The 13,907-nt window shown below is 73.3% G+C and carries 15 protein-coding genes and 1 pseudogene; 5 read left to right on the plus strand and 11 right to left on the minus strand.

From position 1 onward, the window contains the following. Positions 1–2: 2 nt before the first annotated feature. Together ACZ7BZ_RS11895 and ACZ7BZ_RS11900 are read left to right on the plus strand one after the other, a co-directional pair. Positions 3–1,235: a cytochrome P450 gene (locus ACZ7BZ_RS11895; protein WP_470358237.1), complete on the plus strand. Its 1,233-nt coding sequence runs from the start codon at positions 3–5 to the stop codon at positions 1,233–1,235. Positions 1,236–1,281: 46 nt separating this feature from the next. Continuing rightward, a complete protein-coding gene (locus ACZ7BZ_RS11900; RefSeq protein WP_380462685.1) occupies positions 1,282–1,977 on the plus strand; it encodes a formyltransferase family protein in 696 nt (231 codons plus the stop codon). A gap of 96 nt (positions 1,978–2,073) precedes the next feature. On the opposite strand, the gene ACZ7BZ_RS11905 is transcribed toward ACZ7BZ_RS11900, so the two are convergent. Continuing rightward, positions 2,074–3,519, minus strand: a complete 1,446-nt coding sequence (locus ACZ7BZ_RS11905) for an MDR family MFS transporter (RefSeq protein WP_470358238.1) — start codon at positions 3,517–3,519, stop codon at positions 2,074–2,076. Positions 3,520–3,614: 95 nt separating this feature from the next. Between ACZ7BZ_RS11905 and ACZ7BZ_RS11910 the strand changes: the two genes are divergently transcribed. Together ACZ7BZ_RS11910 and ACZ7BZ_RS11915 are read left to right on the plus strand one after the other, a co-directional pair. Continuing rightward, positions 3,615–4,184 carry a TetR/AcrR family transcriptional regulator gene (locus tag ACZ7BZ_RS11910; RefSeq protein WP_470358239.1) on the plus strand — a complete coding sequence of 190 codons (570 nt, stop codon included), beginning with the start codon at positions 3,615–3,617 and terminating at the stop codon, positions 4,182–4,184. A gap of 182 nt (positions 4,185–4,366) precedes the next feature. Then, positions 4,367–4,615 (plus strand): hypothetical protein, encoded by a 249-nt coding sequence (locus ACZ7BZ_RS11915; RefSeq protein ID WP_470358240.1) that lies wholly within the window; start codon positions 4,367–4,369, stop codon positions 4,613–4,615. Positions 4,616–4,694: 79 nt separating this feature from the next. Here the strand turns inward: ACZ7BZ_RS11915 and ACZ7BZ_RS11920 are convergent, their stop codons facing one another. The 7 genes and pseudogenes from ACZ7BZ_RS11920 to ACZ7BZ_RS11950 all read right to left on the minus strand — a co-directional run bounded on the left by ACZ7BZ_RS11920 (position 4,695) and on the right by ACZ7BZ_RS11950 (position 11,043). Next, positions 4,695–4,850 carry a DUF6131 family protein gene (locus ACZ7BZ_RS11920; RefSeq protein WP_380460322.1) on the minus strand — a complete coding sequence of 52 codons (156 nt, stop codon included), beginning with the start codon at positions 4,848–4,850 and terminating at the stop codon, positions 4,695–4,697. A 161-nt stretch (positions 4,851–5,011) separates the two neighbouring features. Further along, the gene (locus ACZ7BZ_RS11925) at positions 5,012–5,311 is read right to left on the minus strand and encodes a WhiB family transcriptional regulator (RefSeq protein ID WP_470358241.1); all 300 of its coding nucleotides are present in this window, start codon (positions 5,309–5,311) and stop codon (positions 5,012–5,014) included. A 97-nt stretch (positions 5,312–5,408) separates the two neighbouring features. Further along, complete coding sequence (locus ACZ7BZ_RS11930; protein ID WP_470358278.1) at positions 5,409–6,941, minus strand: threonine/serine exporter family protein; 1,533 nt, start codon at positions 6,939–6,941, stop codon at positions 5,409–5,411. Between the two features lie 354 nt (positions 6,942–7,295). Further along, positions 7,296–7,595 (minus strand): annotated as a pseudogene (locus ACZ7BZ_RS11935) (beta-eliminating lyase-related protein); the annotation flags it as partial. 183 nt (positions 7,596–7,778) lie between these two features. After that, a complete protein-coding gene (locus tag ACZ7BZ_RS11940) occupies positions 7,779–8,021 on the minus strand; it encodes a hypothetical protein (RefSeq protein ID WP_470358242.1) in 243 nt (80 codons plus the stop codon). A gap of 193 nt (positions 8,022–8,214) precedes the next feature. Next, the gene (locus ACZ7BZ_RS11945; RefSeq protein WP_470358243.1) at positions 8,215–8,973 is read right to left on the minus strand and encodes a thioesterase II family protein; all 759 of its coding nucleotides are present in this window, start codon (positions 8,971–8,973) and stop codon (positions 8,215–8,217) included. Between the two features lie 444 nt (positions 8,974–9,417). Next, positions 9,418–11,043, minus strand: coding sequence for an ADP-ribosyltransferase domain-containing protein (locus tag ACZ7BZ_RS11950; protein ID WP_470358244.1), 1,626 nt, complete (start codon positions 11,041–11,043; stop codon positions 9,418–9,420). 206 nt (positions 11,044–11,249) lie between these two features. Between ACZ7BZ_RS11950 and ACZ7BZ_RS11955 the strand changes: the two genes are divergently transcribed. After that, positions 11,250–11,930, plus strand: coding sequence for a macro domain-containing protein (locus tag ACZ7BZ_RS11955; RefSeq protein WP_470358245.1), 681 nt, complete (start codon positions 11,250–11,252; stop codon positions 11,928–11,930). Between the two features lie 106 nt (positions 11,931–12,036). On the opposite strand, the gene ACZ7BZ_RS11960 is transcribed toward ACZ7BZ_RS11955, so the two are convergent. The 3 genes from ACZ7BZ_RS11960 to ACZ7BZ_RS11970 are packed head-to-tail and all read right to left on the minus strand — an operon-like array spanning position 12,037 to position 13,852. Beyond that, entirely contained in the window at positions 12,037–12,417 is a 381-nt protein-coding gene (locus tag ACZ7BZ_RS11960; protein WP_470358246.1) for a hypothetical protein, read from the minus strand. Next, the gene (locus ACZ7BZ_RS11965; RefSeq protein ID WP_470358247.1) at positions 12,414–12,728 is read right to left on the minus strand and encodes a hypothetical protein; all 315 of its coding nucleotides are present in this window, start codon (positions 12,726–12,728) and stop codon (positions 12,414–12,416) included. Before ACZ7BZ_RS11965 ends, ACZ7BZ_RS11960 begins: the two co-directional genes overlap by 4 nt. 11 nt (positions 12,729–12,739) lie before the next feature. Further along, entirely contained in the window at positions 12,740–13,852 is a 1,113-nt protein-coding gene (locus ACZ7BZ_RS11970; protein ID WP_470358248.1) for an SUKH-4 family immunity protein, read from the minus strand. Positions 13,853–13,907 lie beyond the last annotated feature (55 nt).

Raw genomic sequence — 13,907 nt, forward strand, 5'->3', positions numbered from 1 at the left:
CCATGAACGCACCGACACCGGCCGCCGTGGACCTGGCCGAGCCGGCCACCTTCGCCGGCCATGACCTCGACGCCTTCTGGCGCACCCTGCGGGACACCGCGCCGCTGCACTGGAACCCCCCGGTGGACGGCCGCCGCGGCTTCTGGGTGCTCACCCGGCACGAGGACATCATGGCCACCTACCGGGACGACACGAACTTCACCTCCGAGCGCGGAAACGTACTGGTCACCCTGCTGGAGGGCGGCGACGCCGGGGCCGGCCGGATGCTCGCCGTCACCGACGGCCACCGCCACCACGAACTCCGCAAGATCCTCCAACGGGTGCTCTCCCCGAGGGTGTTGGACGAGGTCGCGAAGACCGTCCGGGCCAACACCCGGCGGTGGATCCGCGAGGCCGTGGAGTCCGGCGGCTGCGACTTCGCCGAACGGATCGCCGCCCGGATCCCGATGACCACCATCTCCAACCTGCTCGGCGTCCCCGAACAGGACCAGGACTACCTGCTCGGCCTCACCAAGGCGGCGCTCTCCGCGGACCACGAGTCCATCGACGAGGTCGACTCCGAGATGGCCCGCAACGAGATCCTGATGTACTTCATGGACCTCGTCGAGGAGCGCCGCGAGGCCCCCGGCGAGGACGTCATCAGCATGCTGATCGCCAGCTCCGTCGACGGCGTACCGCTGACCGACGAGGACGTGGTGCTCAACTGCTACAGCCTGATCATCGGCGGCGACGAGACAAGCCGGCTCACGATGATCGACTGCGTCCGCACCCTCGCCGCCCGCCCCGAGCAGTGGCAGCGGCTCAAGCGGCGCGAGGTCGCGGTGGAGACCGCCGTGGACGAGGTGCTGCGCTGGGCCTCGCCCACCATGCACTTCGGGCGCAGCGTCCGCCGGGAGACCGAACTGCACGGCGTACGGCTGCGGCCGGGCGAGATCGTCACGCTCTGGCACGCCTCCGGCAACCGCGACGAGCGGGTCTTCGCCCGGCCCGGGGAGTTCGACCTCGGCCGCACCCCCAACAAGCACCTGGCCTTCGGCTACGGCCCGCACTTCTGCGTCGGCTCCTACCTGGCCAAGGTGGAGATCGCCGAACTGCTCACCGCCCTGCGGGACTTCACCACCGGCTTCGAACAGACCGAACCGGCCCGGCGGATCCGCTCCAACTTCCTGACCGGGTTCTCCACCATGCCGGTGCGGTTCGAGCCCGACCGCGCCGGACTGGAAGGAGCCGGGTGACGACCTGACACCGACCGAGACCCGACCAGCCAGCGCAGGAGTACGGATGAACATCTACCTATCGGGACAAGGGGCGTTCGCGGTGCAGGTCGCGGAAGCCCTGCTGGACAGCGGACACAAGATCGTCGGCGCGGCCGCCCCCCGGCTCCGCAAGGGGCAGTCCGACGAGGCCAACGCGATGTGCTGGGACCGGCTGCGCTCCTGGGCGTACCCCCGGGACATCCCCTGGACCGACTCGGCCGAACTGCGCGCCCGGCACGTGCCCGACGGGGTGGACATCATCCTCGCCGCGCACTCCCACGCCTTCCTCGGCCGGGAGACCCGCGCCCGGGCCGCCGTCGCCACCATCGGCTACCACCCCAGCCTGCTGCCGCTGCACCGCGGCCGGGACGCCATCCGGTGGACGGTGCGCGACGGCGACAAGGTGACCGGCGGCAGCGTGTACCACCTCACCGAACGCACCGACGCCGGCCCGATCGCCGCGCAGCAGCACCTGTTCGTCCCGCCGGGCTCCACCGCCCAGAGCCTGTGGCGCGACCACCTGGCGCCGCTCGGGGTGCGGCTGCTCCTCAAGGTGGTCACCGACCTCGCCGCGGACCGGCGGATCGAAGTCCCCCAGGACGAGTCGCTGGCGACCTGGGAGCCCGCGATGGGCGCGCCCCCGCTGTTCAAGCCCGAACTCATCGCCCTGCCCGGCACGGCCCGGGTCGACGGCAGCAAGTGGGCCCTTCACGAGCACTGAGCGCCGCCGCCCCGCGTCCTCCCGGTGGATCCCCCGGGAGGACGCGGGGCCCCCGCGTGTCCGGGCGCCGTCGCCGGGCGCAGGCACGGGGCACCGTCACCTGGCGGCCGACGGGCGGCCGGGCAGCAGCAGGCAGAACGGGACGGCGACGGCGGTGAGCGCCACCGACCACCCGAAGGCCTGGTCGAAGCCCGCCGTCAGAGCGGCCGGGGTGCGGGCGCCGCCGGTGCCGTGCTGGAGGAGGACGGCGAGTACCGCGATGCCCACCGAGCCGCCGATCTGCTGGGCGACCCGGGTGATGATGCTGGCGTCCGGGATCTGCGCCCGCTCCAGCCCGACGTAGGCCGCGCCGGCCGGCGCGACCATGGCCGCGCCCAGCGCGAGCCCGCGCACGAACAGCGCCGCCAGCAGCGGCACCGCACCGGTGTCGGCAGTGACGAAGGCGAACGGCACGGTGGACGCGGCGACCAGCGCGAAGGCCGCGAGCGCGACCCAGCGCGGCCCGATCCGGTCGGTGTACCGGCCCGCCAGCCCACGGGCGAACAGCGCCCCGACGCCCTGCGGGACGAGCAGCAGCCCGGCGCCGAGCGCGTCCGCCCCGCGCACCAGCTGGAAGTACAGCGGCAGCAGCATCATCGGCCCGTAGAGGGCGACGCCGCCCAGGAACAGCAGGGTGGCCGAGGAGGCCACCGCGCGGTGCCGGAACAGCCGGACGTCGATCAGGGCGCCCTCCCGGCGGCTCAGCGCCCGGACGGTGAAGCCGGCCAGCAGGGCGAGCCCGCCGAGCGCCGGGGCGAGCACCCCGGCGCCGCCGAAGCCGGTGCGGCCGTCGATCCGGGAGAGGCCGTAGATGAGCAGGGCGCAGCCCGGGGGGAGCAGCAGCAGTCCGACGGCGTCCAGCGGGGTGCGGGGCCCACCGGGCGCGGGCCGGTCCTCGGGCAGGTTGCGCCCGGCGAGCCAGAGGCCGCCCAGGCAGAACGGGATGTTGACCAGGAACAGCCAGCGCCAGTCGGCCAGGTGGAGGATGGCACCGCCGAGGACCGGCCCGAGGATCGGGCCGAGCGCGGTGGGCACGGTGACGATCGCCATCACCTTGCCGATCGCCCGCCCCCCGGCGGCCTGCATCAGCAGGGTGACCAGCAGCGGCATCAGGATGCCGCCGGCCAGGCCCTGGAGGACCCGGAAGACGATCAGGCTGGTGGCGTCCCAGGCCAGTCCGCTGAGCACCGAGCCGAGCAGGAACCCGGCCAGGCCCGCCAGCCACAGCCGCCGGCCGCCGAACCGGGCCTGCGCCCAGCCGGCGATCGGAATGGCGACGAAGACCGCCAGCAGGAAGCCGGTGCCCACCCACTGGACGGTGGCCAGTGGGGCGTCCAGCCGGGTGGCCAGGTCGTCGAGCGCGACGCTGACGATCGTGGTGTCGAAGACGACGGCGAGGGCGCCGACGACCAGGGTGACGGCCAGCCGCCAGACGGCGGGGTCCAGCCGGGCTGGGGCGGAGGGGGCCTCGGGTGCTGGGCCGGTCCGCTGGGAGGTACTCATGGGCAATGACCTTTAGATAGAGACGTCTTTCTTATGGCGGTCACAGTAGGGCGCTAGGATAAGAAAGACAACTCTTTCTAACGGGAGGTCCCCAGATGACCGAGCGGCGCCGCGGGGCGGCACTGGAGAAGGCACTCCTCGACGCGGCCTGGGAGGAACTCGCCGAACACGGCTACACCCGGTTCACCGTGGACGCCGTCGTCAAACGCGCCGGCACCAGCCCGCCCGTCCTCTACCGCCGCTGGTCCAACCGCGACGAACTGGTCCGCGCCGCCCTCGTCCACGCCCTCCGCCGGGCCCGCCTCGACACCCCCGACACCGGCAGCCTGCGCGGGGACGTGCTCACCCTGATGCGGGAGATCAACTCCACCCGGGCGCAGTTCATCACCGTGATGAACCTGCACCTCGCCGACCACCACCAGCAGACCGGCACCGCCCCCGGCGAGCTGCGTGACCCCCTTGTCACCGGCCGCGCGGAAGCCCTCGACACCCTCTACGCCCGCGCCGCCGCCCGCGGCGAGGTCGACCCGGAGCGCCTCACCGCCCGCCTCAAGTCCCTCCCCTTCGACCTGCTGCGCCACGAGATCCTCGCCACCTACGCTCCGGTGCCCGACGCCGTCCTGGAGGAGATCGTGGACACCCTCTTCCTCCCACTGCTGAGCTGAGGTCCTCCCACTGCTGAGCCGAGGTCCTCCCACTGCTGAGCCGAGGTCCTCCCGCCGCTGAGCCGAGGCGCCAGGGCGGCCGGGCACCCCGGCCGTCGGCCCGTTCCGGCTGATTCGGCACCGGACTTTCCGGGCACCCGCTTGGTCGTCCATCCGCAGCCGCCTCGGAAGGGGAGCGAACCATGACCACGCGTGACCACCACGGGACCCAGCCGGACGAACCGGTGCAGGAGCGGTCCGCCGAGGAACGTTCGATCACATCGCCCACCCCGGCCGACGTCCGGGAGAAGGCGGAGGGGCCGGTCGGGGACCGGGAGCGGTCCGCCGAGGAGCGCTCGATCACCGCCCCCACCCCGGCGGACGTCCGGCGCCGGGCCGAGACCCACGACGACGAGCCGGAGCCGCCCGGAGCGGACGCGGTGGCGCCCTGACGGCAGTCCGGCGCGACCGGCGCGGGCCGGCCAGGAGGATCCTCCTGGCCGGCCCGACCCGAGTGCGGGCGGCTGCCGGTCAGTAGTAGTGACGCCGTCCGCCGACAGCGTGCCCGACGGTGCCGGCGACCCACAGGACGAGGCCGATGGCGACCAGGATGATCCCGATGGTCCACAGGATCGGGAACCCGATGACGAAGCCGACGATGAGCAGGATGACGCCCAGGATGATCACGGTGTCTCCCTAGGTTGATGGGGACGGTGGCCGAGGAGGCCGACCGCGGCGCGCTCGGCGCGGAGCCGGCCCGGGTGGCGGAGCCGTCACGTCCTCCGCCGTGCCCATGAACCGCGTCTACCGCTGTCCGGGCCCGGCAAACCCCGACCGACCCTCCGTCCTCAGAGGCGGGGAGCCGGGGCGCCGGGGTCGCCGGTGAACAGGGCGCGGCGCTCCGCCGCCGTCAGACCGCCCCGGACGCCGTACGGCTCCCGCACCGCGAGCGCGTGCCGACGGCAGTCCACCCGCGCCTCGCAGCCCGCACAGAGGGCCTTCGCCGCCTCCTCCCGCGCCGTCGCGGCGGCGCCGTGCTCGGCGGCGGGGAGGAACAGCGACCCGTGGTCGGCGCCGCGGCAGGCCGCCGTCGGCGCGGGGCGCCAGCGGCGCTCGGGTGCTTCGGGCAGGCGGGAGAGGTCGGCCACGGCGGATCCTTCCGGTCGGGGTGGTTGCCCCGTTCGTCTAACCCCGTCCCGCCCGTTCATGCCCGCCCTTGGCCGCCGGCCCGACCGAGAGCACCCGTCAGCGCCGGTGCCGGCCCCGGCGGCGGACGGTCGGGGCCGGCCCCCGCACCGGGAGGAACAGCCGGGCCGCCTCCCGCCCGAGGTTGACACCGATGGCGAGGGCCATCGCGGTGGCCGTGGCGTGCCCCAGGCCGCTGAGCCCGGCCTCGGGCTCGCCGCGGACGAAGGCGAGCAGGCCGAAGTACAGCACCGACCCGGGCAGCAGCGCCCCCAGGGCGGCGGTGACGAACGGCAGCACCGAACTGCCCCGGTACCGGGCCATCAACTGGCCGGACAGGCCCACCAGCACCGCGGCGAGGCCGGTGGCCATGATCGGCTCCGCGCCGGCGCCGGCCAGCACCGAGTACGTCGTCCAGCCCGCCGCGCTGTTGACCAGGACGGCCGGCAGGGTAGCCGGCTCGGTGTTGAGCAGCACCGCGAAGGCCAGCGCCAGCAGGACCGCCGCCGCCAGCTGCAGCGGCGGGTTGGCGGGCGCCGCCGGGCCGCTCTGGGCGGCCAGGTCGGCGCCGTTGTTGACCCCGATGTAGAGCACGGTCATCACCCCGACGACCACGCCCGCCAGCAGGTAGAGCACCTCCAGCAGCCTGGCCGCAGCGGTGAGGTAGAAGCCCGCGAGGCCGTCCTGCACGGCCGCCACCATGGGCCAGCCGGGCAGCAGCGCGTACAGCCCTCCGGTGATCACCACCGAGCCGCGCAGGTGCAGTTGGTTGAAGGACATCAGCATGCCGACCACCGCGGCCGGGGTCGCGGCCGCGGCGATCCGGTAGAACTCCGGCAGGTCGTGCCGCTCGACCAGGGCGGCCAGCAGGGCACCCGCCATCGTGGTGACCACGGCACTCACGAACACCAGCCAGGCCCGGGCGTCGGCCCGGCTGCCGACCAGCAGGGTGGCGGCGCCGGCCAGCAGGCCGGAGGAGAGCACCAGCACCCAGGCCGGGTAGTGGCGGCAGTGCCGGCGCACGGCCCGCAGCCGACGGTGGGCGTCCTCGACGGCGACCCCGCCCGCCGTGATCTCGGTGACCAGCCGGAACAGCGCCGCGAGGCCCGCGTAGTCCCCGGCGGGGCGGCGCACGAAGCGCTCGGCCGTCACCGGCGGCTCGCCGTGGCCGGGCTGGTAGGAGATCGCCACCCGGGTGAAGGTCACCTGGGGCTCGCAGGCGCGGGCCCGGTAGGTCCGCGCCACGGCGAGCATCGCCGCCTCGACGTCCTCGGCGGCCTCTCCGCAGGCCAGCATCAACTCGCCCACCAGCAGCGCCAGGCCGAGCACGACGGCCACCTCGCCGGGAGCCGGCCCGTCGGCGCCGCCGTCGTCCGCCTCGCCGTGACCGGCCGGCGGGTGGGCGGTGGTGGGGGTGCGCAGCAGCGGCAGCATCTGCTCGGGCCAGCGGACCGCGCCGCCCGCCCCGGGGGAAGCGGGGGCCGGATCGGCCGCGCCCGGTCTTCCCTGGGGCGGCACCCGTCGACCCTCCGGGCCTTCGGTCCCGGCCCGCGCGCCGCTCTCCTCGTGTTCCGGCATCGTCGCTCCCTGCATCACCCCCCACTCGGCTACTCTCGGCACCCATCCGACTACCCGCCGACACCGATTCGTGAACGTCAGGCCCGGAGCGCGGAAGGGTCGTTCGCGCCCTGGCACGGTTGCCGGTGCGGTTGCCGGGGAGGCCGGTCGGGAGGCCGACCGCAGGCGGATCAGGCGGGCGCGGGGCCGTCCTCGCACCCGGGCCACGATCGCGACGGCGGCCGTCACGTCCTCGGCGCTCACCCTGTGGTGGACCACCAGGCGGATCCGGCCGTGGCCGAACTCGGCGGCGGCCACGCCGTGGCGGGCCAGCGAGTCCAGGAAGGTGCGCCAGGTGAAGCGCTCGTCGATGACCTCGAAGATGACGATGTTGGTCGCGACGGTGTCGACGTCCAGCCGCACGCCGGGGAGCGCGGCCAGCCCCTCGGCCAGCCGCCGGGCGTTGGCGTGGTCTTCGGCCAGCCGCCCCCGGGCGCCCAGGGCGACCAGGGTGGCAGCGGCCAGCAGACCGGACTGGCACATCCCGCCGCCGAGCATCTTGCGCAGCCGGCGGACCTTCTCGACGAACTCCGCGCTGCCGGCCGCCATCGAACCGACCGGCGCGCCGAGGCCCTTGGAGAGGCAGAAGTGAATGCAGTTCGGATAGCCAGTGACGAACTCATGTGCCGAGTCACCGACTTGGGTGCGGTCATGCCCCCACCTCGAACTCTTCGGATGCTATTCAGCGTGTCGATCCGCCGTCAAGGGTGGTCGTGATCTCCTCGCCGGAACAACACCAACTCATCGGAATTGTTCGTCAGTTCATTCTTTTGCATGCACAGCCGGTGGGCAGCCCCTACTGTCATGGAGTGATCAGGAGTCGCGGCAGCGTGCTGCCCTGAGCACCGCCATCGGTCGGCCTGACTCGGCGGCGAACGGCGGGACGGGGCCGGCCCCGTCGACCAGTCCCATCCGCCGGTACTCCAGCAGCAGCGCCCGCTCGATCTGCACGTAGTGCCGCAGCAGGTGTTCGGCCTCGCAGGCGAACTGCGGCGCCAGCACCTCCTGGCGCCACACCTCGCTCGGTACGCCCTCGATCCGACCGGTCACCGTCATGACGTGCTCCTCAGTAGTCCTCGCGCAGGCCGCGCGGGGTGGCGGAGGGTGCACCGCCCGGTGGTTCCGTCCCCCATCACCGTTCCTGACTCGTCGTTCCGAACCGCCGCCCGTCCCTGGACCCCTGGCCATGGCCCACCCCGCGGGTTCCGGCCGGGCCTCCTCGCGCAGGCCCCGGCAGGGGCGCCCGGCGTCACGCTTCGGGGCTCCCGAGCCCGGCGCGGATCGCCCGGCTGATGGCGTCCAGGTTGTCGTCGAGGAAGAAATGGCCGCCCGGCACGGCGTGCTGGGTGAACGGCCCGGTGGTGTGCACGGCCCAGCCGGCCGTGTCCTCGGGGCGGGCCGAGGCGTCCTCGGTGCCGACGAAGGCGGTGATCGGCACCGGCACCGGCGGTTCGTCGCCGCAGTCGTAGGCGTCCAGCCAGCCGAAGTCCGCCCGGCAGACGGGCAGGACGAGCTCCAACAGCTCCGGCTCGTCCAGGACGAAGGCGGGCAGGCCGCCGCCCCGGACCAGCCGTGTCAGCATCTCGCCGTCGGGCAGGGCGGACAGGCCGTCGAAGATGTCCTCGCCGCGCTGGTGGTCGGGCCGGGGGCAGCCCGACACGAAGAGGTGGACGGGCAGTCGGGCCCCGGCCCGGCGCAGCCAGCGGACCACCTCGAACGCCAGCAGGGCGCCCATCGAGTGCCCGAACAGCGCGTACGGCCGGTCGGCGGTCGCGGCGACGGCTTCCCCGATCCGCTCCACCTCGACGGCCGCCGGCTCACCGAGCCTGCGCTCCCGGCCGGGCAGGGCCAGCGCGGCGACCTCGACGCCGGGGCCGAGCGCGGCCGGCCAGCGGGTGTAGACGGCCGTGGCGCCGCCCGCATAGGGGAAGCAGACGAGCCTGACCGGCGCCTCCGGACGCAATTCTCGGGAAACGAACCATTTGTCGGGAGGTATCTGGCCGTTCACGGGCGCCATCCCGGAAGTCCGGCTATTGGCCCGAGGTCGTCCGGAAAGTCCATGGTCTCCGAAGCGGCCTTTCTGGAATAGCTGCCAGAACCCATTCGATCCGCTCTGGATCGCCGCTCTGCGGAGGCCGGTTGTGCCGCCTGGTCGGTTCTGCCATCGAGGATGATGAATGGTGTGCCGATCAACCGCTGATGACTGTACCTCAGCTGAGTGAGCACGCTCAATAGTTGACGATCATCGACCGTCCCACTCTACGGCGCCCCCACCCGAAAGCGCTCCGATTTCTCCAACTCGCCACCCCGGGAGGGAAACCCGCGGCGAAACCCACGGGGAACTCGCATCGGCCAATCCGCCGAGACCCGCCGAGGCCCGTCGAGACCCGCCGAGGCCCATCGCGACCCGCCGAGGCCCTGGGCTTCCGACGTCATCCGGTCAGCACGGGGTTCAGGACACCAGCGGCCCCTCCGCGATCTCGGTCAGCGTCACGGTGCACAGCCCGCCGCGCCGGGCCTGGACGTCCGTGACCTCCAACTGGGTGCCCGGCAGCAGGATGTACTCCTCCTCGCCCGTGAACGCCGAGAACCGCTGGATCCCGGTCGCGCGCAGCGGCCGCACCTCGAACAGCGTCCGCTTGCCCCGGCTGCCGAGGAAGGCCTGCGCAACCCCCAGCTCGGAGGTGCAGGAGGACACGCCCCACCACGTCACCGTCCGCCCCAGCGGGTACTGCTTGCGCAGGTCCAGCGAGACCCCGCGCCAGAGCGGCTCCGTCCGCACCGGCAGCTGCGACACCGCCGCGAACAGCAGCCGTAGGTAGGGCAGGTACGGCACCAGCCGGCCGCGGTCCGGCGAGCGCAGCACCGCGTTGATCTCCCGGTAGAACGCGGACTCGCAGGTGTAGAGGTACAGCGCGGCGACCGCGTCCGCGGACAGCCCCGCCGCCGCGCCCTCGCCCGCCCGCCGCCTGCCGAAGTCGTGCGACACGGCGATGTGCCGGTCCAGGCCGCGCAGCAGCTCGGCCACCGGCGCCACGGCATCCCGGAAGTCCATCATCGGCGTGTCGAACACCCCGCTGATCGCCGGGAGTTCGAGGCCCTCGTCCTTCACGCCGGCCAGGCGGTCCAGGTACAGCTGGTGCAGCTCCATCGTGGAGGCGATGAACGCGCCCATCCGCTCGGCGACGCCGCCGTCCGCGCCCGCACCCGCCGCCGCACCCGCGTTCCATCCCTTGCTGGGCAGCCAGTCCACCTCGTCCGCACCGAGCGAGGCCAGGGCGGCGTTCACCGTGGCGAAGTGCTCGTTGTCGCAGAAGATGTCGCCCTGGGCCGCCGGGTTGGCGTGGTCGATGTGCCGGACCTCGACCTCCGGGTACTTCTTCTCCAGCCGCTGCACCACGCTCTTCAGGCTGCGCGCGTGCGCACCCCACCAGGCGAAGACGACGCCGCGGTCCTCCTCCCCCGCCTGCTGCTTGGCCCGCAGGATCTCCTCCACGATCCGCTCGGCCACCGGCCGCCAGAACCCGGTGTGCTGGTCCGGGCCCATCGCGCCGTCGGCGCTGGCGGTGAGCGCCGCGTTCAGCAGCAGCACGCCCTGGGTCAGCATCGCCTGGAACCACTCCGGCGGCTGGACCGTCTCCTCCTTCTTCAGCAGCGCCCGTATGTCCGCGATCGGCGTCTTCTTGGGGATGCCGTACTTCCACATCGCCGCGGCCTTGATGATGCAGCGGATGCTGATCACCCGGCCGAACTGGCTGTCCTTCCAGTCGTGGAAGGCGTTGTCGAACATCGCGATGCCGGTGGCGCTCTCCGGCCGCGGGTACGGGTTCTGGCCGAAGACCACCACCTTCCACTTGTGCGGGGCGTGCGGCTTGAGCGCCTGGAAGGTCAGCTCGCGGACCGGCACGACGTCCGGGCCGCGCCCCGGGCCGATGAACGAGGCCGCGCCGGACTGCGCCTCGATGACGGGCTTCAGCACCGGCAGCCACGGCTCGCCGCCGCCCTGGAAGAGCTCGGCGAGGGCCAGCGGGTCGTTCGGGTCGGGCTGGGTGGTGGCGGAGGTGTCGGCAGCGCTCATGGTGGTACTCCGGCTGGTCAAGGGCATTGGATGACGGTCCGTCAGTTCTTCGGCGGACGACACCTTCCTAACAGCCCGGACTGACACTCCGGCCCGCCCGCTGAGCGGGCGACGGACTGTCAGTGGCACCCACTAGCGTCGGAACCGACAACGAGAGACCCCCGGGGCCCCTCTCCCGGGCCTTGCCGTACGACAGGAGTTGCAGCATGACGACGGACCGCGCGCAGTCCCCGCTCCGGGTGGTGCTGACGGACCTCAACGCGACGGTGGTCGAGTCGTGGCGGGCCGCCTTCGCCGACACCCCCGAGATCGAGATCCGGCACGGCTCGATCCTCACCGAGCAGGTCGACGCCTGGGTCAGCCCGACCAACTCCAGGGGCCGGATGGACGGCGGGACGGACGCCGCGATCAAGCGCCACCTGGGCGCGGGCATCCAGCTGAAGGTGCAGCGCGCGATACGCGACCACCACGCGGGCAGCCTGCCGGTGGGCAGCGCGGTCTGCGTGCCCTCCGGCGCCGTCACCCCCAGGTTCCTCATCTCCGCGCCCACGATGCAGAGCTCCTCGCAGAACGTGAGCGAGACCCTCAACGTCGCCCTGGCCTGCGCAGCCGCCTTCCAGGCCGTCCACCGGCAGAACCGGCTGGCCCCGGGCAGCATCCGCTCGGTGGCCCTGGTCGGCATGGGCGCCCAGACCGGCCGGGTGCCGGCCCGGGTCTGCGCCAACCTGATGTGGACGGGCTACACCCTCTTCAACGACCACCACTTCGAGGACGACAACGAGCTGCGCGCCACCATCCTGGCCCAGCTGGAAGACATCGAGAAGGCCCCCGCCACCACCCGGGTCCGCATCACGGCGCCGTCGACCCGCAGCCGCTCCGGACGGTAACCCGAAGTCCTCAAGCCCTGACAGCCCCACCCGCCCCCGCATCTGCCCGACCGAGCCGGGCACGGCCCCGGGCCGGCAGCCGCCCCCACGGCTGCCGGCCCGCGCGCTATCCCCCCGCCGGGACGTACGCCGCCGCCCCCTGGTGAGCCAGGTGCAGCCGCGCCCGCGCCACCCCGAACAGGCTCACCGTCACCGTCACACCCGCCCACAGGCACAGCACCGCCCCGGCCATCAGCACCACCCCGAACCCCCGGTCGGCCGCTGTCAGCCCCTCCACGAACACCGCCACGGAGGGCAGGAACGCCACCATGAACGGCAGCGCCGACCAGGTCGACCCCCGCATGAACTCCCCGCGGTCCCGCCGGTACACCTCCCGCGAACTTCGCATCGCCTCGCGCACCCCCGCCCCGTCCAGCACTACCCCCGGCACCACCAGGTGGCTCCTCAGCGACCACGGCAGGCCGACCAGCAAGAACGCCCCGATCACCTGCACCGCACCGACCGGCGCCCATCCGGCCAACGCCCGCGCCCGCCCGGCCGCCTGACCGAATCCGGACCGGACCCCCACCGGCCGCCCCGCAGGGCACCGGCCGCCGCGACCAGCAGCACCCCGTTGCCGAACACGGCGAGGAACGACAGCACCACCCACCCCGCCACTGCCAGCAGCGCGCTCCCCCCGAGCAGCACCTCCGCCCACACCAGCAGCGCGGCCACCCCGCCCACCGCCGCCACCGTGATCCCGGCCAGCAGCGGCAGCTCCTTCCACCGCCACACCACCTCGACCACTCGCCGATCCACCGGCCGACCCCCTACTCCAGCAGACTGCCCATGTGCCCGTCGTCGATCCGCATCGGCCAGAAGTGCTTCTCGCTCGCGAACGCCTCCGCGTCGAGGGCCCGCATCGCCGCCTCGGCCGCGCCGTCGAAGAGTTCACACGGGTCGAAGACCGACCACGGAGCCTCCCGCCGCAGCCGGTACGCCGCCTCCCGCGCAACCCGCAGCCGGTGGAACGTCCAGAGCGTGTACAGCAGCGCGGACAGGTCGCGGTGCAGGTACGCGGCCGGATCACCGTCGTCCCAGAAGTCCGGGAGTTCGACCCGGCCGGTGGCACCGTCGAGCACGACGTCGAGGTCGTACATCCACTCGCCGACGACCAGGAACCCGCCCTGGTACGCGCGGATCGACAACTCCTCCTCGTTCTCGGGGTCGAAGTTCTGCGGAGAGTGCTCCGCCAGGGTGCGCAGCGGCCCCTCGGCCTCGACGGAGAGCAGGCACTCACCGGAGAGCGGCAGACCGATCTCGGTCAGCAGACGGCGACTCGGGCCGTGGCTGACGCCCGCCGGCAGTTCGGCCTCCGCGAACCGGCGGACGTCACCCCCGCCGCCCTCCAGCGTCGCGAGGTCCTCTACCAGCTCCGGCGTGACCACGTACGCCAGCCCCTCCGCACCGCCGGCCCGGGCACCCCGGGCGAGGGCACGGATCGTCAGCGCCGTCTCCCAGTGCGCCGGCCGCCCGCCCGTCCGCCGGTACAACTCCGGATCCGCCGCACGCAGCCGCTCCCGCCCGACCCGCTCGACCTCGGCGACGGCCGCCGGACCGTACTCCCGCCCCCCGCCGAGCGCCTCCATCACCCGCGCCAGCGCGACCAGGCACGCCGGACTGCTGGCCAGCAAGTCCCGCTGCAGCACCCCGTCATCACCCGGCCGCCCCAGGAACACCTCCCCGCTCCCACCGTCCAGCAGCACCGCCACCGGCCCCTCCCAGGCCTCGTAGCGCGCCTCCCCCAGCAGCTGGAACCCCTCGACCGACCGCAGCGGCTCCTCCCCCGCAGCCCCCAGGTCCAGGTACGCCCGCTCCCAGCACGACTCCCCGGCAGCCGACAACTCCCGAACCAGCCTGTCCCCCGTACCTGCCCCAGCCACGCCACTGCCTCCTGCCCCGCACCTCACGGCGGACGATCTCCATCGACCCGGGCGA

Source organism: Kitasatospora sp. NPDC036934, assembly GCF_055608425.1.